Source organism: Bradyrhizobium sp. MI1.4 (genome assembly GCF_055811315.1).
Genome location: NZ_JBVVPP010000008.1, coordinates 1 through 26,019 on the forward strand (window position 1 = coordinate 1; position 26,019 = coordinate 26,019).

Annotated in this window: 25 protein-coding genes; 21 read left to right on the top strand and 4 right to left on the bottom strand. The window is 64.6% G+C overall.

Going from position 1 to position 26,019, the window contains the following annotated elements; all coding sequences use genetic code 11:
- The 7 genes from AC0L23_RS11650 to AC0L23_RS11680 all read left to right on the top strand — a co-directional run.
- Positions 1 to 324 (top strand): hypothetical protein (locus tag AC0L23_RS11650; RefSeq protein ID WP_473356993.1); only part of this gene is annotated, 324 nt, incomplete at its 5' end.
- A gap of 122 nt (positions 325 to 446) precedes the next feature.
- On the top strand, positions 447 to 2,108 hold the full coding sequence (locus tag AC0L23_RS11655; protein ID WP_085351933.1) for a thiamine pyrophosphate-binding protein: 1,662 nt from the start codon (positions 447 to 449) through the stop codon (positions 2,106 to 2,108).
- A 3-nt stretch (positions 2,109 to 2,111) separates the two neighbouring features.
- The gene (locus AC0L23_RS11660; protein WP_085351932.1) at positions 2,112 to 3,377 is read left to right on the top strand and encodes an NAD(P)/FAD-dependent oxidoreductase; all 1,266 of its coding nucleotides are present in this window, start codon (positions 2,112 to 2,114) and stop codon (positions 3,375 to 3,377) included.
- 9 nt (positions 3,378 to 3,386) lie between these two features.
- Positions 3,387 to 4,130: an aspartate/glutamate racemase family protein gene (locus AC0L23_RS11665; RefSeq protein WP_473356994.1), complete on the top strand. Its 744-nt coding sequence runs from the start codon at positions 3,387 to 3,389 to the stop codon at positions 4,128 to 4,130.
- 324 nt (positions 4,131 to 4,454) lie between these two features.
- Complete coding sequence (locus tag AC0L23_RS11670; RefSeq protein ID WP_085351930.1) at positions 4,455 to 4,994, top strand: thiamine pyrophosphate-binding protein; 540 nt, start codon at positions 4,455 to 4,457, stop codon at positions 4,992 to 4,994.
- Positions 4,994 to 5,584: a thiamine pyrophosphate-dependent enzyme gene (locus AC0L23_RS11675; protein WP_143273367.1), complete on the top strand. Its 591-nt coding sequence runs from the start codon at positions 4,994 to 4,996 to the stop codon at positions 5,582 to 5,584. The genes AC0L23_RS11670 and AC0L23_RS11675 overlap by 1 nt, the downstream gene beginning before the upstream one ends.
- A gap of 58 nt (positions 5,585 to 5,642) precedes the next feature.
- Positions 5,643 to 6,416, top strand: coding sequence for an SDR family NAD(P)-dependent oxidoreductase (locus AC0L23_RS11680; protein WP_085351929.1), 774 nt, complete (start codon positions 5,643 to 5,645; stop codon positions 6,414 to 6,416).
- 1 nt (position 6,417) lies between these two features.
- Here the strand turns inward: AC0L23_RS11680 and AC0L23_RS11685 are convergent, their stop codons facing one another.
- Genes AC0L23_RS11685 through AC0L23_RS11695 form a run of 3 tightly spaced genes read right to left on the bottom strand, consistent with a single transcriptional unit; the run spans position 6,418 to position 10,179 of the window.
- Positions 6,418 to 7,212: an IclR family transcriptional regulator gene (locus tag AC0L23_RS11685; protein ID WP_085361518.1), complete on the bottom strand. Its 795-nt coding sequence runs from the start codon at positions 7,210 to 7,212 to the stop codon at positions 6,418 to 6,420.
- A gap of 17 nt (positions 7,213 to 7,229) precedes the next feature.
- Entirely contained in the window at positions 7,230 to 8,957 is a 1,728-nt protein-coding gene (locus AC0L23_RS11690; RefSeq protein ID WP_085361517.1) for an FAD-dependent oxidoreductase, read from the bottom strand.
- Positions 8,958 to 8,964: 7 nt separating this feature from the next.
- Positions 8,965 to 10,179: an ABC transporter substrate-binding protein gene (locus tag AC0L23_RS11695; RefSeq protein WP_473356995.1), complete on the bottom strand. Its 1,215-nt coding sequence runs from the start codon at positions 10,177 to 10,179 to the stop codon at positions 8,965 to 8,967.
- Positions 10,180 to 10,531: 352 nt separating this feature from the next.
- Between AC0L23_RS11695 and AC0L23_RS11700 the strand changes: the two genes are divergently transcribed.
- The 13 genes from AC0L23_RS11700 to AC0L23_RS11760 all read left to right on the top strand — a co-directional run bounded on the left by AC0L23_RS11700 (position 10,532) and on the right by AC0L23_RS11760 (position 24,018).
- Positions 10,532 to 11,833: an MFS transporter gene (locus tag AC0L23_RS11700; RefSeq protein ID WP_085361543.1), complete on the top strand. Its 1,302-nt coding sequence runs from the start codon at positions 10,532 to 10,534 to the stop codon at positions 11,831 to 11,833.
- Between the two features lie 195 nt (positions 11,834 to 12,028).
- Complete coding sequence (locus tag AC0L23_RS11705; RefSeq protein WP_085361516.1) at positions 12,029 to 13,378, top strand: ABC transporter substrate-binding protein; 1,350 nt, start codon at positions 12,029 to 12,031, stop codon at positions 13,376 to 13,378.
- A 55-nt stretch (positions 13,379 to 13,433) separates the two neighbouring features.
- Entirely contained in the window at positions 13,434 to 14,351 is a 918-nt protein-coding gene (locus tag AC0L23_RS11710) for an ABC transporter permease (protein ID WP_085351925.1), read from the top strand.
- Positions 14,348 to 15,250, top strand: coding sequence for an ABC transporter permease (locus AC0L23_RS11715; protein WP_018454025.1), 903 nt, complete (start codon positions 14,348 to 14,350; stop codon positions 15,248 to 15,250). The genes AC0L23_RS11710 and AC0L23_RS11715 overlap by 4 nt, the downstream gene beginning before the upstream one ends.
- A gap of 8 nt (positions 15,251 to 15,258) precedes the next feature.
- Positions 15,259 to 16,365 carry an ABC transporter ATP-binding protein gene (locus tag AC0L23_RS11720; protein ID WP_085395710.1) on the top strand — a complete coding sequence of 369 codons (1,107 nt, stop codon included), beginning with the start codon at positions 15,259 to 15,261 and terminating at the stop codon, positions 16,363 to 16,365.
- Between the two features lie 24 nt (positions 16,366 to 16,389).
- On the top strand, positions 16,390 to 16,878 hold the full coding sequence (locus AC0L23_RS11725; RefSeq protein ID WP_473350984.1) for a (2Fe-2S)-binding protein: 489 nt from the start codon (positions 16,390 to 16,392) through the stop codon (positions 16,876 to 16,878).
- Between the two features lie 2 nt (positions 16,879 to 16,880).
- Positions 16,881 to 19,268, top strand: coding sequence for a xanthine dehydrogenase family protein molybdopterin-binding subunit (locus AC0L23_RS11730; protein WP_085395709.1), 2,388 nt, complete (start codon positions 16,881 to 16,883; stop codon positions 19,266 to 19,268).
- Positions 19,269 to 19,279: 11 nt separating this feature from the next.
- On the top strand, positions 19,280 to 20,077 hold the full coding sequence (locus AC0L23_RS11735) for an FAD binding domain-containing protein (protein WP_473356996.1): 798 nt from the start codon (positions 19,280 to 19,282) through the stop codon (positions 20,075 to 20,077).
- Positions 20,078 to 20,094: 17 nt separating this feature from the next.
- The gene (locus tag AC0L23_RS11740) at positions 20,095 to 21,585 is read left to right on the top strand and encodes an amidase (RefSeq protein WP_085395720.1); all 1,491 of its coding nucleotides are present in this window, start codon (positions 20,095 to 20,097) and stop codon (positions 21,583 to 21,585) included.
- Positions 21,586 to 21,825: 240 nt separating this feature from the next.
- Complete coding sequence (locus tag AC0L23_RS11745; protein ID WP_018454031.1) at positions 21,826 to 22,287, top strand: Hsp20 family protein; 462 nt, start codon at positions 21,826 to 21,828, stop codon at positions 22,285 to 22,287.
- 133 nt (positions 22,288 to 22,420) lie between these two features.
- Entirely contained in the window at positions 22,421 to 22,753 is a 333-nt protein-coding gene (locus tag AC0L23_RS11750) for a hypothetical protein (protein WP_085395707.1), read from the top strand.
- Positions 22,753 to 22,878 (top strand): hypothetical protein, encoded by a 126-nt coding sequence (locus AC0L23_RS11755; RefSeq protein ID WP_018454033.1) that lies wholly within the window; start codon positions 22,753 to 22,755, stop codon positions 22,876 to 22,878. Before AC0L23_RS11750 ends, AC0L23_RS11755 begins: the two co-directional genes overlap by 1 nt.
- Positions 22,879 to 22,905: 27 nt before the next feature.
- Positions 22,906 to 24,018: a trypsin-like peptidase domain-containing protein gene (locus tag AC0L23_RS11760; RefSeq protein ID WP_018454034.1), complete on the top strand. Its 1,113-nt coding sequence runs from the start codon at positions 22,906 to 22,908 to the stop codon at positions 24,016 to 24,018.
- A gap of 105 nt (positions 24,019 to 24,123) precedes the next feature.
- Here AC0L23_RS11760 and AC0L23_RS11765 read toward each other — a convergent pair whose 3' ends face one another.
- Positions 24,124 to 25,023, bottom strand: a complete 900-nt coding sequence (locus tag AC0L23_RS11765) for a LysR substrate-binding domain-containing protein (RefSeq protein WP_018454035.1) — start codon at positions 25,021 to 25,023, stop codon at positions 24,124 to 24,126.
- Positions 25,024 to 25,221: 198 nt separating this feature from the next.
- Between AC0L23_RS11765 and AC0L23_RS11770 the strand changes: the two genes are divergently transcribed.
- On the top strand, positions 25,222 to 26,019 hold the full coding sequence (locus AC0L23_RS11770; RefSeq protein ID WP_085361511.1) for a fumarylacetoacetate hydrolase family protein: 798 nt from the start codon (positions 25,222 to 25,224) through the stop codon (positions 26,017 to 26,019).

Genomic DNA, 26,019 nt, shown 5'->3' on the forward strand with positions numbered 1-26,019 from the left:
GCGCGGCGCCCCCCAAATAACTGGTGGTTTTTTTTTTCTCCGCGCCCCCCCCACACCCGCGGGTGGCCGGGTCCCCCCCCCCACGACACCGAATGCTTGGCACGAACCTCGCCGTCTCACGCTTTCGCCGCCAGCCACGCCAAAATCATCTCCACGATCTGTGCCCTGCTGTTTGCCGGCACGTCGGCCTCGCTGAGGTCGCGGTCGAATAGGGCACCGATCTGGTTCGGCCAGGTCGTCAACGAAGGCGTCGAAGCTCGCCACCTCTCGTCCGGCAAGCGGCTGCGACATGGGCTGCAGTGCAACCAGCAGGGGCGGGCATGACGCCTGCGCAGGGTGCGAGGAGCCTTTCGATCTTGCGCGCCCTGTCGGCCTGTCCTACGCCAGCTCCGAGCAAAATTTCGCGAAGCTGCGAAACGCATCGCCAAAGCCTTGAGGGAGCCGTCATGACCATTCGCAACGCCCGCACCGGGGGCCAGATCCTGATCGATCAGCTCGTCGCCCAGGGCGTCGAGCGCGTCACCTGCGTGCCGGGCGAGAGCTATCTGGCGGCGCTGGACGCGCTGCACGACAGCCCGATCGACGTCATGATCTGCCGCGCCGAAGGCGGTGCGGCGATGATGGCGGAAGCCTATGGCAAGCTCACCGGGCGTCCCGGCGTCTGCTTCGTCACCCGCGGCCCCGGCGCCACCAATGCGAGCCACGGCGTCCACATCGCGATGCAGGATTCCACGCCAATGATCCTGTTCGTCGGTCAGGTCGACACCGGCATGCGCGAGCGCGAGGCGTTTCAGGAACTCGACTACAAGGCGGTGTTCGGCACCATGGCGAAATGGGCGGTCGAGATCGATCGTCCCGACCGGATTCCGGAGTTGGTCGCGCGCGCTTTCCGCGTCGCCATGCAGGGCCGCCCCGGTCCCGTGGTGATCTCGCTGCCCGAGAACATGCTGACCGAGACCGCAGCCGTTGCGGACGCCATGCGCATCGAGCCGGCGGTGAGCTGGCCGGCGCCTGCCGATATCGAGCGCGTCGGCGCCATGCTTGCGAGCGCCAAGGCGCCGCTCGTCATTCTTGGCGGCTCGCGCTGGACGGATGAAGCGACCCGGAGCATCGCGCGCTTTGCCGAGCGGTTCGACCTGCCGGTCGCGACCTCGTTCCGCCGGGCCTCGCTGATCGACGCCGATCACTCGCATTATGCCGGCGATCTCGGCATCGGGCCGAGCCCGGGCCTGAAGGCGCGCATCGACCACGCCGACGTCATTTTGCTGATCGGCGGCCGCATGTCGGAAATGCCGTCCTCATCCTACACGCTGCTCGACATTCCGACCCCGCGGCAGAAGCTGATCCACGTTCATCCCGGCTCGGAAGAGCTCGGCCGCATCTATCAGCCTGAGCTCGCGATCCAGGCCACGCCCGCCGCCTTCGCGGCCGCGGTCGAGACGCTGAAGCCGGCAGGCGCCGTTGCCTGGAAGGGCGAGGCCGCCAAGGCGCATGCCGACTATCTCGCCTGGACCGAAAAGGCGCGCGAGCTGCCGGGCACGTTCCAGTACGGCCAGGTCATGACCTGGCTGCGCGATCGCCTGCCCAAGGACGCGATCGTCTGCAACGGCGCCGGCAACTACGCCGGCTGGATCCATCGCCATCATCGCTTCCACAGCTTTGCCGCCCAGCTCGCGCCGACCTCGGGCTCGATGGGATATGGCGTGCCGGCGGCGGTGCTCGCGAAACGGCAATATCCGGATCGCACCGTTATCGCGTTCGCTGGCGACGGCTGCTTCCTGATGAACGGGCAGGAATTCGCGACTGCCGTGCAATACGATGCGCCGCTCGTCGTCATCATCGTCGACAATGCGCAATACGGCACCATCCGCATGCACCAGGAGCGCGACTATCCGGGACGCGTGGTCGGCACCCAGCTCAAGAACCCGGATTTTGCGATGTACGCAAAAGCGTTCGGCGGCCATGGCGAGCGCGTCGAGCGCACCGAAGAGTTCGCGCCGGCGTTCGAGCGTGCGCTCGCCTCGGGCAAGCCGTCGATCCTCCACTGCATCATCGATCCGCGCGCGATGTCGGTCGGCAAGGACTTCGCCCCTGCGGTGAAGGCTTAAGCGATGTCGGAGGGCCGCCACGTCGCCATCATCGGTGCCGGCGCGGTCGGCGTGATCAGCGCCATCGAGGCGCTGCGCGAGGGATATCGCGTCACGCTGATCGACGCCGGCGAGCCCGGTGGCGAACAGGCGGCGAGCTACGGCAATGCCGGCTGGCTCTCTTCGCATTCGGTAATCCCGCCGGCCGAGCCCGGTGTCTGGAAGAAGGTGCCGGGTTATCTGGTGGACCCGCTCGGGCCGCTCGCGATCCGCTGGTCTTATCTGCCGAAGGCGCTGCCCTGGCTGGTCAAATATCTGCTCTCGGGCTGGACCGAGGCGCGGGTCGAGACGACGGCCTTCGCGCTGCGCGGCCTCCTGAAGGACGCGCCGCAGTTGCACAGGAAGCTCGCGGAGGAGGCGGGCGTCCCTGAATTGATCGAGCGTAACGGCGTGATGCATGTCTTCCCGTCACGCGGCAATTTCGACAACGATCTCGGTTGGCGCGTGCGCAAGCGCGTCGGCGTCGAATGGCTTGAGCTTTCGTCCGACGAGATGCGTCAACGCGAGCCCGATTTGCATCCGCGCTACACTTTTGGCGTGGTGGTGGAGGAGGCCGGGCGCTGCCGCGATCCCGGTGCCTATGTCGCGGCGCTCGCGCAACATGCCCTAGCAAGCGGCGCCAAGCTCGTGCGGGCCAAGGCAATTGGGCTGAAGCTATCCGGCAACAAGCTCGTGGCTGTCCTGACCGAGACCGGCGAGATTGCGTGCGATGCCGCGGTGATTGCCGCCGGTGCGCATTCGAAGCGGCTCACGGCGTCCATCGGCGATCCGCTGCCGCTTGAGACCGAGCGCGGCTATCACGTCATGATCGAGAATCCGGAATCGGGGCCGCGCAGCTCGATGATGGCCTCGGATGCGAAGATGGTGGTGAACTGGACCGACAAGGGTTTGCGCGCCGCCGGCACGGTCGAGATCGCCGGCCTCGAGGCCGCACCGAACTGGAAGCGCGCCGAGATCCTGCGCAACCATCTCGTCAGCATGTTCCCGAAACTGCCCACGGACATTCCGGCTTCGCGTATCAAGACCTGGTTCGGCCATCGGCCGAGCATGCCGGACGGACGTCCCTGCATCGGTTACGCGCGGGCCTCGCGTGACATCGTCTATGCCTTCGGCCACGGCCATATCGGCCTGGTCGGCTCGGCCCGCACCGGTCGTCTCGTCGCCCAGCTTCTGAGCGGCAAGCCGCCGGAAATTCCGCTCGCACCGTTTTCGCCCGATCGTTTTCTCTGAGATCGCATCATGACCGCTCCAGCCAACTCGTCCCCCCGAATAGCCCGCGGCGGCAAGGCCATCTATGGAGCGCCGCTCGGCATCCTGATGCTGGAGGCGCGCTTTCCCCGCATTCCCGGCGACATGGGCAACGGCGCCACCTGGCCCTTCCCCGTGCTCTATCGTGTGGTGAGCGGGGCTTCGCCCGAGAAGGTGGTATTGAAGGGCGCCGCCGGTCTGCTGCCTGATTTCATCGACGCGGCAAAGGACCTGGTGCGGCTCGGGGCCGAGGCCATCACCACCAATTGCGGCTTCCTCTCGCTGTTCCAGAAGGAGATCGCGGCCGCGGTCGGCGTTCCCGTTGCGACCTCGTCACTGATGCAGGTGCCGTGGGTGCAGGCGACCTTGCCGCCGGGCAAGCGCGTTGGCCTCGTCACGGTATCCGGTTCGACCTTGACGCCGGCCCATCTCGCAGGCGCCGGCGTGCCGCTCGATACGCCGCTGGTCGGCACCGAGCACGGCAAGGAATTCTTCCGCGTCTTGATCAAGGCCGAGAAGGAGGACATGGACATTGCGCAGGCCGAACGTGATGTGGTCGAGGCCGGCAAGGAGCTGATCGCCAGGAACCCGGATGTCGGCGCGATCGTGCTGGAATGCACCAACATGCCGCCTTATGCAGCGGCGCTTCAGGCCGAGGTCGGACTGCCCGTCTACGATATCTATTCCATGATCACCTGGTTTCATGCCGGGCTGCGGCCGCGCCAGTTTGGCTAGAGGTCGAGAAGTTGTCTATGACTCCTCTTCCTTCTCCCCGTGCGGGAGAAGGTGGCGCGAAGCGCCGGATGAGGATATCTCTCCGCGCATATGGATGCGGATGAGTTCGCGGAGAGATACCCCTCACCCAAATGAGTTTGTATCTGTCAGCGGTGATGTCCTCTCCCGCAAGGGGAGAGGGCGCAGCCATGCGCATCGTGCGCTGTCCCACCGGCAGCGGAAGAGGCAGCTATACAATCCCTCGATACCTGATCGCGCCAGACGGTCAGAGCTTTGGCGCCTGAACATCGCTAGAGTGCCTCTCGAAATCCACGGAGACCAGCGGTGCACAGCCTTCAATCCAATCCCGACACGCGCGCAGACGATTGGCCGTCCGAGCTCTACCGCATCCTGAAAGCCGCCGACGTGCGGCAGATGTTCTACGTTCCCGATGCCGGTCACAGCCAGCTCATCCGCCTGTTCTCCGCCGACCGCGACGTCACCACCAACGTGCTGACGACGGAAGAGGAGGGCGTCGCCATCGCCGCAGGCGCCTGGCTCGGCGGCCAGCGTAGCGTGCTCTTGATGCAGTCGAGCGGGGTCGGCAATTGCATCAACATGCTGTCGCTGTCGGCGATCGGACGATTTCCACTGCTGATGCTGGTGACGATGCGCGGCGAATGGGCCGAGTTCAATCCCTGGCAGGTGCCGATGAGCCGTGCGACGCAGCCCTCGCTGGAAGCGATTGGTTTGAAGGTGATGCGCGCGGAGACGGCGGAGGATCTGGTCGAGACCGTGGAATCGGCCGCAGCGCTCGCCTACGATTCCGATCAGCAGATCGCGGTGCTGATCGGGCAACGCCTGATCGGCAAGAAGAAGTGGTGATGCCAATGCAAGCTCAGCTCGACCGCCGCGCCGCCGTCGCCGCGCTCCTGAAGAATCGCAAGGACACGCTGGTCGTGTCCGGCCTCGGCTCGCCGACCTATGATCTTCATTCGGTCGGCGACCATGACGGCAATTTCTATCTCTGGGGCGCCATGGGCGGCGCCGCGCTGATCGGGCTTGGCCTCGCGCAAGCCCAGCCGGGAAAGCGCGTCCTCGCTTTGACCGGGGATGGCGAGCAATTGATGGGCCTCGGCGGCATCGCCACCATCGGCGTCGCGCGCCCGCGCAATCTCGACATCGTCGTGATCGACAACCAGCATTTTGGCGAGACCGGTATGCAGGCCAGCCACACCGGGCGCGGCGTCGATCTCACTGCGATCGCTGTGGCCTGCGGCTTTGCCGCGACCGGGACCGTGCGGACGCTCGAGGAGGTGGAACGTCTGGCGACGCAGCTCGACGAGCCGGCCGATGGCCCGCGCCTTTTTGTCATCAAGGTTCTGGCCGAAAATCCGCCGCGCTCGCTACCCTCGCGCGATGCCGTCTTTATCAAGAACCGGTTCCGTGCTCATCTTAGCTTCGCGTCGGTCTGAGCCGGGTTTCTCGCCCGGCGACAGTCTGCTATCGGAGCAGCTACTCTGGAGTGAGACCATGAAACTATCCGGCAAGGTCGCCGCCATCACCGGCGCGGCGCGCGGTATCGGCAAGGCTTGCGCAAAGCGATTCCTGGACGACGGCGTCAAGGTCGTCATCTCGGATGTCGATGCCGAGGGCTTGGCCGCGACGGCCGCCGAACTCGCGCGACCGGATGCCTTGCGCACTGTCGTCGGCAATGTCGCAAAGCGTGCCGATGTCGACCAGCTGGTCGCAACTGCCGCAAAAGAGTTCGGCCGGCTCGATATCATGGTCAACAATGCCGGCGTCGCTCGCAACCGGGACCTCCTGGAGATCTCCGAAGAAGAATTCGATGAAATCATCGGCATCAACCTGAAGGGCGCGTTCTTCGGCGTGCAGGCGGCGGCGAAGCAGATGATCGCGCAAGGCGGCGGCGGGGTCATCATCAACATGTCCTCGGTCAATGCACTGCTGGCAATCCCGGCGCTTGCGACCTACGCCATGTCCAAGGGCGGCATGAAGCAGCTCACCTCGGTCGCTGCCGTCGCACTCGCTCCGCACAATATTCGTGTCGTCGCGGTCGGGCCGGGCACGATTCTGACCGACATGGTGGCATCGTCCATCTACACCTCGGAAGATGCCCGCAAGACCGTGATGTCACGCACGCCGGCCGGCCGTGGCGGCGAGCCGAGCGAAGTTGCCTCCGTCGTCGCGTTTCTTGCGAGTGACGATGCGTCCTACATCACGGGGCAGACGATCTATCCAGATGGTGGGCGGTTGATTCTGAATTACACGGTGCCGGTGAAGTAGATCACTCCGCCGCAGCCGTCATCCCGTGACCCAGTCGTTTCGAAATGCCGCCCGCGCAATCGCGTAGCGCATGGGCGATCGGGCTGTCCCAGCGCGCGTCAAAAGTGCCTTCCGGCCCCATCGCGGTGATTACCAGCGCGACATGGCCGGAATGATCGAACACCGGCGCAGAGAATGCGTTGACGCCGGGCAGGGGGTCGCCGAGCGCGCGGGCGAGGCCGTGCTTGCGGACCTCTGTGAGCATCTCAGTGACCTTCGCGCCTTTCACGGCGCGCTTCGGATTATAGCCGACGCCATGACGATCGAGGCCGCTTTCGAGCGCGGCGTTGATCGTCTTCTCCGGCAGGAAGGCCGCAAAGGCGCGGCCCGTGGCCGTCTCCAGCAGCGCCATCACCGAACCGGCGCGCATCACGATGTGAACGGGCTGGCCGGGTTCTTCGAGCTGCACCACGGTCGGGCCGTGCGTGCCCCAGACCGCGAGCGAGACCGCATGCCCGATCTGGCTTGCGAGCGCCGCGATCTTCGGTCCTGCGATGCGTACGCCGGACAGTCGGCGCAGGCTGATCAGGCCGAGCTCCAGCGCCAGCGCGCCGATCTCGTAACGGCCGGTGGTCTCGTCCTGCTCGATCAGGCCGATGCGGGAGAAGCTGGCGAGATAGGGATGCGCTTTGGCCGGCGTCATGCCGGCCTCGCGCGCGAGATCGCGCAGCATCATCGGCTCGCCGCATCTTGCAAGCGCGCGGAGCAATTCTCCGCCGACCTCGATCGACTGGATGCCGCGGCTCTCTCTTTTCATGCGCCTCCTGGCGTGGCTTACGCCGCGTTGCGCTTGGCGGCGCTGTCGGCGAGATGACGGCCGGCAATGTAGCCGAAGGTCAGCGCCGGCCCAAGCGTGATGCCGGCGCCCGGATAATTGCCGCCCATGATGCTCGCCATGTCGTTGCCGGCGGCATAGAGCCCGGGAATCACCCGTCCCTCCGCATCGAGCGCCCGCGCGTTCTCGTCGGTGACGATGCCGGCATAGGTGCCGAGATCGCCGACCACCATCTTGATGGCGTAGAACGGGCCGTTCTCGATCGGTGCGACGCAGGGGTTCGGGCCGTGCAGCGCATCGCCCTGGTAGCGGTTATAGGCCTTTGAGCCCTTGCCGAAGGCGGCGTCGTGTCCCTGTGGTGCGGTCGCATTGAACTGCTTGACGGTCTCGGTAAACGCGCTGGCATCGATACCCGCTTTTGCCGCGAGTGCCTCCAGTGTCTCGCCGCGCATGAGATATCCCGTCTTGAGGTGATGACCCAGCGGCATCGGGAACGGCGGCACGCAGCCGAGGCCGTATTTGCGCAGGGTCTGGTGATCGCAGATCAGGTACGCCGCGATCTCCTCGCCGGGTTTCGCCGCCTTGACCATGGCCTGGACGAAGTCGTGATAGGAATTGCCCTCGTTGGCAAAGCGCTTGCCGTCACGCATCACCGCGATCACGCCGGGTTTGGCGCGGTCGATGAAATGCGGCATCACGCCGTGTGAGCCGTCCTTGCGCTTGGTGACCGAGACCGGGACCCAGGCTGCCGCGTTCGGCAGCCTGTCCTCGACATGTCCGCCGGCGCGTTCTGCGAGCCGCAGCCCATCGCCGGTGTTGCCGGTCGGTCCCGGCGAAAAATGCTCGTTCCCGGTCGGCGCGTGCGGGAACATCTTCTTGCGCCGTTCGACATCATGCGGGAAACCGCCGCAGGCGAGCACGACGCCTTGTCTCGCACGAATGCGGACGTCGCGTCCGTCGCGGGCGACAATGGCGCCCGTGACAGTGCCGTTCTCGACAGTGAGCTCGCGCACCGGCGAGGACAGCCACATCGGTATCTTCAGGTCCTGGGCCGATTTTGCCAGGCGCCCGGCGAGCGCATTGCCGTTGGTCAGCGTCATGCCGCGGCCATAGCGCAGTACGTCCATCAGATGCCGCGACAGGCGCTTTGCGACATAGACCGCCGAGCTTAGGGACTTCGTCGCGCGCATGAAATGGACGATGTCTTTGCCGGATCCGAGCATCATGCCGAATACGGTCAGCTCGGGCAGGGGCATGCCGAGGGTCTTGATCTGGTCGCCGAGTTCGCGGCCGTCGAACGGGCGCGCCACCATCGAACGACCACCCTGGGCGCCGCCGGGCGCCTCGGCGTGGTAGTCCGGGAACACCAGCGGCATGTCGAAACGGAGCGCCGTCTTGCTGGTGAAAAAATCGATCGCCTCGGGCCCGGCGCTCAGGAATGCATCGACGCGCGCGGCGTCAAAGTTGTTGCCGGCTTCGTGCCGCAGGTAAGTCCGCGCCTGCTCCGGTGTCTCCTCGATGCCGTAGGCCTTGGCCAGCGAGGTACCGGGAATCCAGAGCCAGCCGCCGGAGCGGGCGGTGGTGCCTCCGAAGCGCGGCTCCTTCTCGACGATCAGCACGTCGAGGCCGCGATAGCGCGCGGTGATGGCGGCCGACATGCCGGAGCAGCCCGATCCGGCCACGAGCACATCGCACTCGTAAGTCTCGTTGCGCTCGTTGCCGGTCATGCAGGCCTCACTTCTTGAGCAACGGACATTTCGACTCGGAGACCGGGCGGAAGGCGTCCTCGCCCTTCACCGTCTTGATGATCTCCAAATAATCCCACGGTTCCTTGGACTGCTCGGGTGTTTTCACCTTGGCGAGATACATGTCGCGAATGACGCGGCCGTCCTCGCGCAAGCGTCCGCCATGAACGAATGTATCCTCGATCGGCAGCTCGCGCATCTTGGCCATGGCCTTGGCGGGATCATCGGTGCCGGCGGCCTTGATGGCCTTGAGATAATGCAGCACCGAGCCGTAGACGCCGGTCTGAATCATGGTCGGCATCACCTTGGTGCGCTCGTAGAATTTCCGCGACCATGCGCGGGTCGCCTCGTCCATGTTCCAGTACGAGGCCGTGGTCATGTAGGTACCCTGCGCGGATTTGAGGCCGATCGCGTGGACATCGGTGTCGAACATCAGGAGGCCGACCAGCTTCTGGCCACCCTGCACCAGGCCGAACTCGCCGGACTGCTTGATGGCATTGTCGGTGTCCTGGCCCGCATTGGCGAAAGCGACGACGTCCGATTTCGAGCTTTGCGCCTGGAGTGCAAAGGACGAGAAATCGGCCGTATTGGTGGGGTGCTTCACGCCGCCCAAAACCTTGCCGCCCATCTCGTTGATGAAGCGCGTGGCATCCTTCTCGAGCTGCTGCCCGAAGGCGTAGTCGGCGGTGATGAAGTACCAGGATTTTCCGCCTTCCTTGATCACGGCGGAGGCCGTCACCTTCGACAGCGCGTAGGTATCGTAGGTGAAGTGCACGGTGTTCGGGCTGCAAAGCTCGTCGGTCAGCGAACTCGCGCCGGGCCCGGAGAGCAGCACAATCTTGTTGCGCTCGCGCACCATATTGTGGACGGCGATCGCGATGCCGGAATTGGGGATGTCGACGACGGCATCGACCTTGCCGTTGTCGAACCAGCCGCGCACAATCTGCACGCCAACGTCGGTCTTCATCTGGTGATCGGCGCTGATGATCTCGATCGGCTTGCCGAGCACGGTGGGCCCGAATTCCTCCAAGGCCATTTTCGCGGCCTCCACGGAGCCCGGCCCGCTGTTGTCGCGGCCCCAGCTCGACAGATCCGTCAGCACGCCGATCCGCACGGCGTCGTCGGAGATTTGCGCGTTCGCAACGGTGGTCATGGCAGCCGAAGTCATGGCCGCGAGCATGGCGCAGGCCAAAAACCCTCTCATCGTCGTTCCCTCTCGTTTATGGGCGCGCTTGGCCCGGCCGGCTATTGTGGCAGCAAGTTAGATATTAGCAAATAAGTTTGTCAATGGAGAATAAAGGATCCGCGTCGTCTTGGCGAAGGCCGGGACCCATACCGCGTGATCTCTCGAAGTCGGGCGGTCGCAGTACCGGGGCGCCGGTCTTTGCCAAACTCCTCCCTGTGATTATGGGTCCCGGCCTTCGCCGGGACGACAGTGAGGAGGCAGTGGCGCGAAAATCTCGCATTCTGATCTTGGGAGAACTAACACTCCCGCAAGTTGCAACCGCCACAACGATTGGCCATCATGTCGCCCAGGAATCTTGGGGCGGATGGCAATGACGGCAACATCGGGAGTCTCCGCTGCGGCGGAGAAATCGACGACGGCGCATGTGGTGTGGGCAGCCGCGCTCGGCACCGCGATCGAGTGGTACGACTTCCTGATCTACGGCACGGCGGCGGCGCTCGTGCTGAACAAGCTGTTCTTCCCGAGTTTCGATCCCATGGTCGGCACGCTGGCGGCGTTCTCGACCTATGCGGTCGGCTTTGTCGCGCGGCCGATCGGCGGTGCGATCATCGGGCATCACGGCGACCGGCTCGGCCGCAAGAAGATGCTGGTCGCGACCATGTTCGCGATGGGACTGGGCACGTTCCTGATCGGTTGCCTGCCGACCTACAGCCAGATCGGCGTCTGGGCGCCAATCTTCCTCGTCATTTTGCGCTTCGTCCAGGGCATCGGGCTCGGTGGGGAGTGGAGCGGCGCGGTGGTCATGGTGGCCGAGCACGCCGGCAACCGCCGCGGCTTTTACGGCAGTCTGGTGCAGATCGGCTTCCCCGTCGGCGTCGCCGCGTCCACCGGCATTTTCGGTCTGATGACGCAGCTGCCCGAAGCGGACTTCCTGAGCTGGGGCTGGCGCGTGCCGTTTCTGATCAGCATCCTGCTCGTCGGTGTCGGCTTCATCGTGCGGCTGAAACTCGCGGAGACGCCGCACTTCAAGGAGGTGCTCGAGCGCAAGGAGGTGCTGGCGCAGCCGGTGCTGGAAGTCCTGCGCCGCGACTGGCGCAGCTTCCTGCTGGCGATCGGCATCACGGTGTCCGAAGTCGGGCTCGCTTATCTCCTCACTGTTTTCACCGTGGTCTATGCCACGACGCAGCTCGGCCTTCCGCGGCAGGTGATCCTCAACGCGGTGGTCTATGGCGCGCTCGTCGAGCTCGCGACGCTGCCGCTCGCCGGCTGGCTGTCCGACATCTTCGGTCGCAAGGCGCTGTATCTCGCCGGCGGCGTGTTTTCGGTGGCGCTGGCGTTTCCGTTGTTCTGGTTCCTCGACACCAGGGAGCCGGCGCTGATCACGCTCGCGCTCGTCGTGACGATGACACTGACGCATGCGCTGTTGTTCGGGCCGAAGGCGGCCTTCATGCCGGAGCTGTTCCGTACCCAGGTGCGCTATAGCGGCGCATCGCTGGGAGCCAACGTTGCCGCCGCGCTCAGTGGCGGCTTCTCGCCGCTGATTGCGACGGCACTGCTTGCATGGGCCGCCTCGTACTGGCCGGTGTCGGTGTATATCATCGCACTGTCGGTCATCACCATCATCGCAACGTTGATAGCGCCGGAGACCGCGCGGGACTCGCTCAAGTCCTAAGGGCCGCCTTCATCTTATGCGCGTTGCCAAAAGCCGGTGCAGCGGGGCGAATCATTAGCCGCGTTTATGCAGCGAATTTTTACTTCCAATTTTACTTCACGACCTCCCGCCCATAGCCTCCCTCGCAATTGATCACATCCGCAGCCGGTCAATGGCGACCGGTGCGCACGTTCATTGTAGCCAACGAGGGTTGCCATGCTTGACAGGGACAAGGGGACATCCACTGCCAATCCGGCGGGGACGAGCGACAAGTCTGCGAAAAAGCTGAGCAGGCGCACGCTGTTGAAGGGCGCCGCGGCGGTGGCCGGCGCGGCTGCAGGATCGGACGCGATCCGCGGATTCCCGACCATCTGGGCGCAGGAGATCAAGGATGTCGAGCTGCGCCATGTCGGCGTGTCCTATTCGGTGGTGAAGGCAATCGGCGACCAGGCGGCCAAGGATCTCGGCTTCAAGGTGACGATGCAGAACCTCGACACTTCCGCCGCCATCAACCGCTTCATAAGCCAGCCAAATACGGTCGATATCGCCGATCTCGAGGGCTGGCAGGCCAAGCTCGCTGCCAAGCGCGGCGTGATCCAGGGCATCGAGGTCAAGAAGGTCAAGGAGTTCGACAACATCCTGCCGATCTTCACCAAGGGCGAGATCGACGGCCACAAGATCCCGCGCCAGGGCATCTCGCCCTACGAGGCCATGTATATCGCCAAGCCCGATTCGACCGATTTGAACGACGGCGTGACCGAATGGGCGACCTTCCTGCCGCAGGTCTACAACGCCGACTCCATCGGCTATCGTCCCGACCTCGTCGGCCATGAAGTCACGGAATGGAAGGATCTGATCGATCCTAAATTCAAAGGCAAGGCCGCGATCCTCGACGTGCCCGCGATCGGCATCATGGACGCCGCGCTCTGCTTCGAAAGCGCCGGGCTGATCAAGTACGGAAACAAAGGCAACATGACCAAGGAGGAGATCGACTTCACCTGCAACAAGCTGATCGAGCTCAAGAAGCAGGGCCAGTTCCGCGCGACCTGGACCACCTTCGACCAGTCGGTGCAGCTGATGGCGGCGGGCGAAGTGGTCATCCAGTCGATGTGGTCGCCGGCGGTTGCCGCGGTACGCGTGAAGGAAATCCCCTGCGTCTACGCGCCGGTCAACATCAAGAACGGAAAGGAAGGCTATCGCGGCTGGTGCAACGGCATGGGCCTGATGAAACATCTCTCCGGCAAGAAGCTGGACGCGGCCTACGAATATCTCAACTGGTATCTGTCGGGCTGGCAGGGCGGTTTCGTCGCGCGCTACGGCTATTACAGCCCGGTCCCCTCGACTGCGAAGAAATTCCTCACGGCGGCCGAATGGGCGTTCTGGTACGAGGGCCAGCCCGCGCCCGAGGTGGTCAACGACCCCTATGGCGTGCCGATGGAGAAGAGCGGCACCAAGCGTGACGGCGGCTCGTTCCTCGACCGCGTCAAGAACATCTCCTGCTGGAACACGCTGATGGACGAAGCCGCCTACATGAACAAGCGCTGGAACGACTTCAAGGTGGCCTGAAACCTGCTTTCCCTGACGTGAACGAAGCGCCGGCGCGGCGATGCGCCGGTGCCAAATGACCGACTTCGAGGCGTTTGCCGACATGCAGCCAAGTCTTAGTCCAGCTCAAACCCCACCACGCGCAAATCTCGCCGGCTGGCTCTACGTGTCGCCGCTCGTGCTGGTGCTTGTACCGTTCTTCGTGGCGCCGATCCTGGTCGTGCTGGCCGCGAGCTTCTTCGCCACCGACGGCTTCGGCGGGCTGACGCCGGGCTTCACGCTCGCAAGCTATGTCGAGGTGCTGCATTCGGCGCTGACGCTGAAGCTGTATCTGGCGACGATCAAGTTCACGTTGCTGACCTGGATCCTCACGCTGATCATCGGCTTCTTCGTCGCATACTTCCTGGTTTTCCACGTCCGCAACCAACTACTGGCGATTGGCCTGTTCCTGCTCTGCACGGTGCCGTTCTGGACCTCGAACATCATCCGGATGATTTCCTGGATTCCGCTGCTCGGCAAGGAAGGCCTGATCAACCAGGCGCTGCTGGGACTCGGTGTGATCCGCCAGCCCGTTGAGGTGCTGCTGTTCTCCGACCTTGCGGTGGTCATCGCCTATGTCCATCAGCTCACCATTTTCATGATCGTGCCGATCTTCAATTCCATGGCACGGATCGACAAGAAGCTGATCGAGGCCGCGATCGATGCCGGCGCCAGTCGTTTCGACATCATGCGGCTGATCGTGGTGCCGATGTCCAAGAGCGGCATCGCCCTCGGCACCATCTTCGTCGTCTCGATCGTGATGGGCGATTTCTTCGTGGTCAAGGTGATGTCCGGCGGCGGCTCGGCCTCTGTGGTCAGCGCCTTCTACGAGGATGTCGGCGTGCTGCAATATCCGACCGCGGCGGCGAGCGCAGTATTGCTGACGCTGGTGCTGGTCGCGATCGTCTCGCTGATCCTGCGCACGGTCGACATCAGGCAGGAGATCACGCGATGAGTGCGGTTCTCGCCGACATGCCCAAGGCTGATGTGTCAAAGGCGATCGCGCCGGTGACAAAGGCGATTGCGCCGAGCAAGGGCGGTCGGCCGTGGACGTTCTATGTTCTGGCGACACTGTTCGCGTTCTATGTGATTGCGCTGTACGGCCCGATGTTCTGTATCTACGTCCTGTCGTTCCAGGACATCCGTGGCGGCCTCGTGTTCCCGATGAAGGGCACTTCGCTGCACTGGTTCGTCGATCTCTTCACCCAAGTGCGGACCGGCGACGTCAAGGGCTCGTTCGATCGTTCGATCAAGCTCGCGATCATCGTCACTATCATCACAGTGGTGGTGTCGTTCCTGGCCGGGCTCGGTTTTCGCAAGCGCTTTCGCGGCGACACCGTCGTGTTCTACATGATGATCGGCAGCCTGGTCGCACCGGGACTCGTGCTCGGCCTCGGTACCGGTCTGTTGTTCCAGGCCCTCGGCCTCAATGCGAGCTGGTACACCTCGGCGCTCGGCGCGCAACTGTCATGGACGCTGCCGTTCGGCGTGCTCGTGATGTTCGCGGTGATGTCGCGCTTCAACCACGTCTGGGAGGAGGCGGCCTACGACCTCGGCGCCAGCCGTTGGCAGTCGATCCGGCTGGTGATGATCCCGGTGCTGGCACCCGGCCTGGTGGCGGTCGCGCTGTTCGGCTTCACGCTCTCCTACGACGAGTTCGCCCGCAGCCTCCAGACCGCGGGCTCGCTCAACACGCTGCCGCTGGAGATCTGGAGCATGACGCTAAACGTCACCTCGCCTTCGCTCTATGCGCTCGGCACCGTGACTACCATCGTCTCCTTCATTGTCATCGGCGCGAGCCTGGGCAGCATCGTGCTGATCCAGAAGAAGCGCGGCAGCAGCACAAAGGGTTGAGCTGGGAAATGAAGAGCGATCGCGGCGATATCGAACTGGCGGGCGTCTGCAAGAGCTTTGACGGAGTCGGCAATGTGGTCGACGGCGTCAACCTCAAGATCGCCGACGGCGCCTATTGCTGCTTCATCGGCCCCTCCGGCTGCGGCAAGACCACGATACTGCGCATGATCGCCGGCCACGAGGACCCGACCGCCGGCGAGATCGTGATCGGCGGCCAGAACGTCGTCGGGCTCGCGCCGGTGCAGCGGCGCACCGCGATGATGTTTCAGTCCTACGCGTTGTTCCCGCATCTCACCGTGCGCGAGAACATCGCCTTTGCGCTCCGCGTGCGCGGCATGTCGAAGGCCGATCGCCTCCGCGCAGCCGATGCCATGATCGAGAAGGTGCATCTGACGCAATTCGCCGACCGCCTTCCAGCGCAGCTCTCCGGCGGCCAGCAGCAGCGCGTGGCGCTGGCGCGTGCCGCGATCACCGAGCCGAGGGTCCTGTTGCTCGACGAGCCGCTGTCCGCGCTCGACGAACAGCTCCGCGTGCAGATGCGTCAGGAGCTCAGGCGAATGCAGCAGGAGCTCGGCATCACCTTCGTCCACGTGACCCACACCCAGCTCGAGGCGATCGCGCTTGCCGATCTGGTGGTGGTGATGGAGCAAGGCAGAATCAAGCAGGCGGGCGCGGCACGCGATGTCTACGCCCATCCGCATGATCGTTACGTCGCCGAGTTCATGGGCGGGCAGAACGTGCTGTCGGGACGGGTCGAGAAGGTCAACGGTTCGACCTTTACGCTCGCACAGGCCGCGCCTGATGGCATCGAGGTCCCGCTTCAGGCGCGGTCCACGGTCAGCGTCGGCGACAAGATCGACATCGCCGTGCGCCGCGACGATGTCGCGCTGGTCCGGCCGGGCAGGGCGCTGCCGCCGGGCTGCTCCACCTCGCTGCCGAGTCGCGTGCTCGCGATCGAATACCAGGGCTATTTCGTCAAGGTCATGCTCGACACCGTGCCGGACGACGCGTTCGTGGCCTACGTGCCGGAAAAGACTTTCTTCGCGGATCCCTTCACCGTCGGCGATGTCGTGATGGCCACATGGGCCACCGGCAGCGCGCTTCCACTCGCCTAAAGACCCGTCGCGCACAGGAGTATGATCGTGCAGATATCCTTCACACTCAACGGACGGCCGACAACTGTGGATGTCGAACCGGCGACGCTGGTCGCCGAGCTGCTGCGCGAGCGGCTCAACCTCACCGGCACCCATATCGGCTGTGACACCAGCCAGTGCGGCGCCTGTGTCGTGCACCTCGACGGCCTGCCGGTGAAGAGCTGTACGCTGCTTGCGCCCGCGCTCGACGGTGCGACGCTGCTCACCATCGAGGGCCTGCAAGGTGTGCCGGGTTCGAACCGGCTGCATCCGATGCAAGAGGCATTTCGCGAGCATCACGGTCTGCAATGCGGCTTTTGCACACCCGGCATGCTGATGACGGCGGTGGCGCTCGCGGCCGAGAAGCCGAACCTGACGGAGGCCGACGTCCGTCACGGCCTCGAAGGCAATATCTGCCGCTGCACCGGCTATCAGAACATCGTCATCTCGGTCATGGCAGGCGCCGCCGCCATGAACGCGGCCAAGGGAGAGTGACCATGGGCCATGTGATCGGGATCGGCGCTTCACCTAAACGGAAAGAGGACCAGCGCTTCCTCACCGGACGCGGCAGTTACGTCTCCGACATCAAGCGTCCGGGCATGACGGCGGGTGTGTTCGTGCGCTCGCCGCACGGACACGCGATCCTGCGCGGCATCGACAAGAGTGCGGCCCTGGCATCGCCCGGCGTCATCGCGGTGCTGACCGGCGAGGATGCCGCCGCCGACAAGCTGGGCTCGCTGCCCTGCGGCTGGGGTATCTCGGATGCTAAGGGCGTGCCGATGAAAGAGCCGCCGTTCCCGATGCTGGCGCAGGGCAAGGTGCGCTTCGTCGGCGACATGGTGGCTTTCGTCGTCGCGGAGACGCCGGCGCAGGCCGGCGCGGCAGCCGAGCTGCTGACAGTCGATTACGAGGTGCTGCCCTCGGTGGTCGGCGTGCTCGAAGCCGTGCGGCCCGGCGCGCCGCAACTGTTCGACGACGTTCCGAACAACATCTGTTGCGATTGGGAGCTCGGCGACAAGGCCGCGGTCGAGACCGCCTTCCGGAAGGCGGCCCATGTCGCAAAGCTCAGCCTCGTCAACAACCGGTTGATCGGCAACCCGATGGAGCCGCGCGCGGCGATCGCCGAATACGAGCCCGGCACGGATCGCTTCACGCTGTGGACCACCAGCCAGTTCCCGCATGTCGTGCGCTTCTTGATGGGCGCGCTGGTGCTGAACATTCCGCAGCACAAGCTGCGCGTGGTCGCGCCCGATGTCGGCGGCGGCTTCGGCGTCAAGCAGTTCCACTACGGCGAAGAGGCCGTGATCACCTGGGCCGCCAAGCGCGTGATGCGGCCGATCAAATGGGTCGCGAGCCGGTCGGAAGGCTACGTCTCCGATCGCCACGGCCGCGATCACGTCACCGAGGCCGAACTCGCACTGGACGAGACCGGAACGTTTCTGGCCTTCCGTGTCAACACGCTCGCCAATATGGGCGGCTATCTCTCGACCTTCGGACCGAACATCCCGACCAATCTCTACGGACCGTTGCTCGGTGGCGTCTACACCACGCCGGCAATCTACTGCAACGTGAAGGTGGTGTTCACCAACACCGTTCCGGTCGACGCCTATCGCGGCGCAGGCCGGCCCGAGGCGACTTTCGTGTTGGAGCGCATCGTCGACGTCGCAGCCAGCGAGATGGGCATCGACCGCGTCGAGATCCGCCGACGCAACATGATCCCAAAGGAGGCTTATCCGTACCAGACGCCGGTGCTGGTGCAGTACGATTCCGGCGATCCGATGGGGTGTCTCGACGGCGCTCTTGTCGCGGCCGACGTCAAGAATTTCGGTATCCGCAAGGCGGAGTCGGCGCGCAGGGGCAAATTCCGCGGGCTCGGCTACTCGACCTATGTCGAGGCCTGCGGCCTCGCGCCGTCGCGCTTCGCGGGACGATTGGGCGCGCGTGGCGGGCTTTATGAGAGTGCCACGGTGCGGGTGCATCCGACCGGCCAGGTCACGGTGATGATCGGCACGCATAATCACGGCCAGGGCCACGAGACGACGTTCGCGCAGATCGTCTCGGAAAAACTCGGCGTCGCTTTTGACAATGTCGACATCGTGTTCGGCGATACCGATCGCGTGCAGTTTGGCATGGGTACCTATGGCTCGCGATCGCTGGTGGTCGGCGGCGCGGCGCTGTCGAAGGCGACGGACAAGGTGGTCGCGAAAGGCAAGAAGATCGCGGCGCATCTGCTTGAAGCGGCCGAAGTGGATATCCAGTTCGAGGCCGGAAAATTCTCGGTCGCGGGCACCGACCGCATGAGGACGTTCGAGGAGATCGCGGGCGCCGCCTACGTGCCGCACGACTATCCGCTCGAAGTGCTGGAGCCGGGGCTCGAAGAGCAGGCTTATTATGATCCCGTCAACTTCACCTATCCCGGCGGCTGCCACATTGCCGAGGTCGAGATCGACCCGGAGACCGGCACGGTGACGCTGGTCAATTACACCGCGGTGGACGACGTCGGCACTGTCATCAACCCGATGATCGTGGAGGGCCAGTTGCACGGCGGCATCGTGCAGGGCGTCGGTCAGGCGCTGTACGAGAACGCGGTCTATGACGAGGGCTCGGGCCAGCTGCTATCGGGCTCGCTGATGGACTATTGCATGCCGCGCGCCGACCACATGCCGATGATGAACATCGCGACCCATTCGACGCTGTGTACGCACACGCCGATGGGCGTGAAGGGCTGCGGCGAGGTCGGCACCATCGGTTCGCCGGCCGCCGTCATCAACGCGGTGGTCGATGCGCTGTCGCATCTCGGCGTCACCCATGTCGACATGCCGGCAACGCCGAACCGGATCTGGCGCCTGCTGCAGAACGCGTCGCTGCCGGTCGCTGCGGAATAGGGAGGATGACAATGAAGCCGTTTGCCTATCACCAGCCGGACCGGATTCCCGACGCTGCCAAACTGCTGACCTCGATCGAAGACAGCAAGCTCCTCGCCGGCGGCATGACGCTGATCCCGACGCTGAAGCAGCGGCTCGCCAGTCCGCCAGCCCTAGTCGACCTGTCGAGGCTCGGAGATCTGAAGGGCATCACCAACGACGGCGGCACCATCACCATCGGTGCAATGACGCCACATGGCATGGTAGCAGCCTCGGAGCTGGTGCAGACGAAGATCCCGGGTCTCGCCGCGCTGGCCTCGATGATCGGCGATCCCGCCGTACGCATCCGCGGCACTATCGGTGGCTCCGTCGCGAACAACGATCCGTCGGCCGATTATCCGGCAGGTGTGCTCGGATTGGGCGCGACCGTCGTCACCAGCACGCGCGAGATCGCGGCCGACGGGTTCTTCCGTGGTCTGTTCGAGACCGCGCTTGAACCTGGCGAGATCATCACGGCGATCCGCTTTCCCGTGCCGCTCAGGGCGGGCTACGCCAAGTTCAAGGCGCCGGCGTCGCGCTATGCGCTGGTCGGCGTGTTCGTCGCGAAATTCGCCGATGGTGTTCGCGTGGCCGTGACCGGCGCGGGCTCCGGCGTATTCCGCGTTCCCCCGATGGAAGAAGCACTGTCGCGAAATTTCGATCCGTCCGCGATCGCGGCGATCAGGATCGACACCGACGGTCTCACCTCCGATGTCCACGCCGAAGCCGACTACCGTGCACATCTCGTCACGGTCATGGCCAAGCGCGCCGTCGACGCGGCGCTCAGCTAGCTCTTTTAGGGTTGATGATGACTGATGGTTCCGGCCGAACGGCCTTCCCGCCGGTGCCGACTGGCCTTGGCTCGCTTTCCGCAACCGAGATCCTGGCCGGCTACCGGCGCAAGGCGTTCACTCCGCGCGATGTCGTCGACGACACCATTGCCGCACTGGAGGCGACGAACGAGGCCTGCAACGCGGTGGTGACGCCGATGTACGGGCAGGCGAGGGCGGAGGCCGACCGTCTCACCAGGGAGATGCGCGCCGGCGAGACCAAGGGAGCGCTCGCCGGTGTCCCCGTCACGATCAAGGACCTGGTCTTTGTCGCGGGCGTGCCGGCCTATGGCGGCTCACCGATGAACAAGGCGTTCGTGCCCGATGTCGACGCGGCGGTTGTCTCAGCGCTGAAGGAAGCGGGTGCGATCGTCACCTGCAAGACCACGACCTGCGAGTCCGGTTACAAGTTGACGGCGGACAGCCCGGTCACCGGCACCACGCGCAATCCCTGGAACCCGGGTCGCACCAGTGGCGGATCGAGCGGCGGCGCGGCGGCGGGCGTTGCCGCCGGCTGCGGTCCGATCGCGATCGGAACCGATGGGGTCGGCTCGATCCGCGTGCCCTCGTCCTTCTGCGGTGTGTTTGGCCTGAAGCCGACCTTTGGCCTGGTGCCCCGTTCGCCCGGCTTCTCGCCACCGTCCTGGGGCTCGCTCGCGCATACCGGGCCGATTACGCGCACGGTCGCGGATGCCGCGCTGACGCTGGAGATCATCGCTGCTTACGATCTGCGCGATCCCGCGAGCCTGCCGGTGGCGGCGCGTCGGTTCGATACGAAGGCCGCGCCGTTGAACGGCATTCGCATCGGCGCCAGCGTCGATCTCGGCTACGCCGCGGTCAGCCCCGATGTGCGCGCGGCGTTCGGCAAGGCGCTGGCCATTCTCGATGCCTGCGGCGCGCAGGTCACCATGGATGGTCCGGGCCTCGATCCCGGGATCCTGGAGCACACGCTGAAGCCGATCGCCTTTACCGAACAGGCGGGCGCGGTCTCGAGCAAGACCACGGCCGATCTCGCCAGCTCCGAAGCAGATTATCTTGACGTCATCAGTGCCGGCAGGTGCTACAGCGGCACGGACTATATCGAAGCAGGGTATCGCCGCGCCCAGGCTCGCAGCAGCTTCCTGAAGCTGTTCGAGCGCGTCGATGCGCTGGTGACGCCGACCGTCGCGGTGACCGCGTTCGAGGCCGGCCGCCTCGGCGTCGACACGATCGACGGCGGCAATGTCGATCCGCATCTCGGCTGGTCGCCCTTCACCTGGCCGATCAATCTCGCCGGCCTTCCGGCCGCGACGCTGCCCTGCGGCTTCGATCGCGATGGGCTGCCGATCGGCTTGCAGATCGTCGCTCCCTGGCTCGACGAGCCCACGATCTTCCGCATCGCCGCTGCGTTCGAAGCGGCCCAGCCATGGGCGGCGTTCTGGCCGCAGCTGGCGTTGCGCGAACCGGATCGTGCCCGCGCGAAGGCGTGAGCCGAACCCGGCCTGGAGCGGGCCGGCCGCGTCCTGCCGGTCGGCCTCTGCGCCCGAAAAATTTTTCGAGGGGCCCTCTTGAAGTCGACTTGCGTTCTTCTAAGTCATTTTCGCCGCGAGAGCGGTGTGCCGGGTGCCCGCGAGGGGCCCGGAGCGGGCGCCGGGCCGGTGTCTTTGGACCCGTCTAAAACCCTGTCCTGCGCTCCTTCGTATCCATCTTGCTCTTTGGAGGACTTGGTTATGAGGACCACGTTTGACTTCGCGCCCCTGTGGCGCTCCACCGTCGGCTTCGATCATCTGGCGGGTCTCGTCGACAGCGCGCTGCGCCAGGCGAGCGAAGACAACTATCCCCCCTATAACATCGAACGCTCCGGCGAAGATCACTACCGGATCAGCCTCGCTGTGGCGGGCTTTGGCGTCAACGATATCACGGTGACGGCCGAACAGAATGCGCTGACCGTCGAGGGCAAGAAGCCCGAAGGTGCGACGGGCGAATATCTGTACCAGGGTATCGCCGCACGGCCGTTCCGGCGCGTGTTCAACCTGGCCGATTATGTCCAGGTGAAGCAGGCGTCCTTCCAGGACGGCCTCTTGATCATCGACCTCGTCCGTGAGGTTCCGGAAGCGATGAAGCCGCGCCGGATCCAGATCGCGGGCGCGGCCTCTCCTGCAACTCAGATCGAGCAGAAGAAAGCAGCCTAAGCGCTCGATCGAGGGGAATGGTGGAACGCGGCGCTCAGATATGCGCGCCGCGCTCCCACATGCATGAGAGAACGGCCATTCGATCATCAGCACATCCATCCCTTCGAAAGGAGCGTCAGGGGAGGCCCAACCGATGACAAACGTGAATACGAATTCCGGAAATCTCAACCCGCTGTTTCATCCCGCGGTTCACTACGGTTCGCCCGCGGATGTCCTGAATGCAAAGGAGCTCTCCACGCCGGAGAAGCGGATCATTCTGTCGTCATGGGCGTCCGACATGTACGCCGTCGAATCCTGTCCCGCTTTGCGTGAAATTCCCGGCATGAACCGTACGATTCGGCTCGCCGATATTCTCGCGGCCCTGCGCCGGCTCGACGGCGACAATGACGACGACCCGCCGCGCGGCGGCGGCGTCCCGATGCGCTTGCGGCGGCCTTGGGCCGCCGCAGAACGGCGAGGCGCGTGATGCTCACGCAGGCCGTTCTTGCTCTGGTGCTGGTCGGCCAGGTCTCCGCGGCCTGGGCCATTCCATTTCTAGCCTTGCAAGGCTGGCTCGACGTGCCGCCAGACAAACGTGAAGCGGCTCTCTGATTTCAATCTCAGACGATGCGACTGGTCATGAAGACGATTGCTATGCGTTCGTTCTCGCTTGCGTTGCTGGTGCTGATACTGACGGCGTCACATCCCGCCGCAGGCCAGATCCCCGATCTGAAGCCGGGCGGCTCGGTGCCGACTTTGGCGCCTCTGGTTCGGCAGGTGACGCCGGCGGTGGTCAACATCTCGGTGCACGGCCGGGTACGCGAGGACAATCCGCTCTATCGTGACCCGCTGTTCCGCGAATTCTTCGACGTTCCGAGGCAGATCGAGAAGGAAGTCAGCGCGACCGGCTCCGGCGTGATCGTCGATGCCCGGAGCGGCTACGTGCTGACCAACAACCACGTGGTCGAAGGCACCTCCGCCCTCCAGATCACGACCAAGGACGGCCGGCAGTTTTCCGCAAAGGTCGTCGGCCGCGACTCGCCGACGGACGTCGCCGTGCTCCAGATCCAGAATCCGACCGGACTGAAGGCGCTTCCCCTCGGTGACAGCGACGCACTGGAAGTCGGGGACTTCGTGCTCGCGATCGGCAATCCCTTCGGCCTCGGCCAGACGGTGACGTCGGGCCTCGTCAGCGCCCTAGGCCGAACCGGCCTCGGCAAGCAGGGTTATGAAGACTTCATTCAGACCGACGCCGCTATCAATCCCGGCAATTCCGGCGGCGCGCTGGTCAGCCTGCAGGGCGAACTGGTCGGCATAAATTCGGCCATCATCTCGCCCGCTGGCGGCAATGTCGGTATTGGCTTTGCCATTCCCGTCAACATGGCGCGCAAGGTGATGGAGCAGATCATCGCCACCGGCAGGGTCGAGCGCGGTCGCATCGGCATTTCGCTGAAGGACCTCCACCCGTCCGTCAACAAGGGACGCACCGAAGGCGCGCTCATCGCCGAAGTTGCCGCGGATTCGCCGGCCGAGAAGGCTGGCCTGCACAAGGGCGACATTGTCACCACGGCGGAGGGCCGCCCGATCCGCACCGCCGCGCAGCTGCGCAATACCATTGGTCTTGCGCGGGTCGGCGACGAGGTGAAGCTCGCTCTGCTGCGCAACGGCACACCGCTCACGGTCCTCGTCCGAGTGGCTCCAGCAACCGAGCCGCGCAATGCCAATGCAGGAAGCAACCGCCTCGTTCGCTAGGCCAATCAAAGAGGATATCACCGCAGCAAGCCGGTCGCTCTTTGTCTGCGATCGTGGACCCGGGACGCAGTTTGGGACGACCGCTGCGCGAACGTCCGGATGGCTTTATCCCAGCTCGATCGGCTCGCCGCGGCCGCTGAGCTCCTCGTCGAGGCGCAGATAGTGCGCGAGATAGTCGTGCAAGGCGGTCGCCGCCTTCGAGGTCGCGCCGCTCGACTTGTAAAGCAGCAGCTCGATCTTCGGCAGCGGCGGCAGGCCCTCGTTCGGGCCGATCTCGCGCATCGCCGGCACCAGCGCGCTGCGGCCGAGTACGGTCACGGCCATGCCGGCGAAGGCCGCCGCCTGGAGGCCGCCGACGCTTTCGCTGACGCAGGCGATGCGCCAGCGCAGATTCGCACGTTCCAGCGTGTCAATCGCGTAGTCGCGATAGATGTTGCCGGGCGGCAGCAACGCCAGCGGGATAGGCCGTTCCTGGTGCGCGGAGGACTGCTCGCCGGTCATCCAGACCAGTTGCTCGCGCCGTACCACCTGGCCGCCCGTAAAATCGTTCATGCGGGTGACGAGCGCGATGTCGACATCGCCGCGCTTGACGAGGCCCACCAGCGGCGTCGAGAGCGCGCAATTGAGCTCGACCTGGACGCGCGGGAATGATTTTCGGAACACGCTGAGGATCTGCGGCAGCATGAAGGCGGCATAGAGGTCGGGCGTGCCGAGCACGACCTGACCCTCGATCTCCTGTGACGCCAGCTGCGAAATCAATTCGTCATGCAACCTCAGGATGGATTTGGCGTAGGTGAGAACCGTGGTGCCGTCCTCGCTCAGCGTGAGCCGGCGCCCGACATGCTCGAACAATTGCTTGCCGGTGAGCTCCTCCAGCCGCTGCAATTGCAGAGTGATCGCCGGCTGAGTGCGGCCCAGCCGCCGCGCGGTCTCGGTGATGCTGCCGGTCTCGACCACGGAGATCAGCGACCGGAGCATGCGGATATCGAGGCTGATGAGGTTCATGCGGCGTCCATGTCGCCCAGAATTTATGCAAGTTCCATGCTAGGGTGAAAGGGAGCCGGTTCGGAAGGCTCGGCTGCAGCCGGCCTGTTCTAAATTAGTCGACGTGCCGGTCCAGCATTGCTGGCATACTGAATATTGATTATCAGGCGGCTCGGCGCGCATTATGCGCCCAACGAACATAAAAAGGGAGCACAAGCCATGAAAGAGACATCAGCAACGCGACGGGAGCTGCTCGCAATTGCCGCGGCGGCAAGTGCTGCCTCAATCGCGGAAGTTGCGCCGGCCGCGGCGCAGGCCGGCCCGAAGCCGATCTTTCCAGTGCCGATGGTCACCATCCCGATCGTCGGCGAAACTCAGGTGTTCCAGGTCCGCCGCATCTACTGCATCGGGCGCAACTACGCGGCGCACGCGATCGAGCGCGGCTCGGACCCGAACCGCGAGCCGCCGTTCTTCTTCCAGAAGCCCACCGACGCGATCCAGAACGTCGCCGTGGGCGAAGTCGCCGATCATCCCTATCCGTCGCTGACCAAGAACTATCACCACGAGGTCGAGCTGGTCGCCGCGCTGAAATCCGGCGGCAGCAACATCCCGGCCGAGAAGGCGCTCGACCACGTCTATGGCTACGCGCTCGGCCTCGACATGACCCGGCGCGATCTCCAGAACGGGATGGCCGCGGAGAAGAAGCCGTGGGAGATCGGCAAGAGCTTTGACCACGCCGCGGTGATCGGCCCGATCCACCCGGCCAGCAAGACCGGGCATTTCGACAAGGGCGCCATCTCGCTGGCGATCAACGGGACGGTGAAGCAGAGCTCGGATCTCAGCAAGATGATCTGGAGCGTGGCCGAGCAAATCGCAAAACTGTCGGAAGCGTTCGAGCTGAAGGCCGGCGACATCATCTATTCCGGCACGCCGGAGAATGTCGGCCCGGTCGTGAAGGGCGACGTGCTGTTGTGCAAGCTCGACGGCTTGCCGGATATGTCGATCAAGATCGTCTAA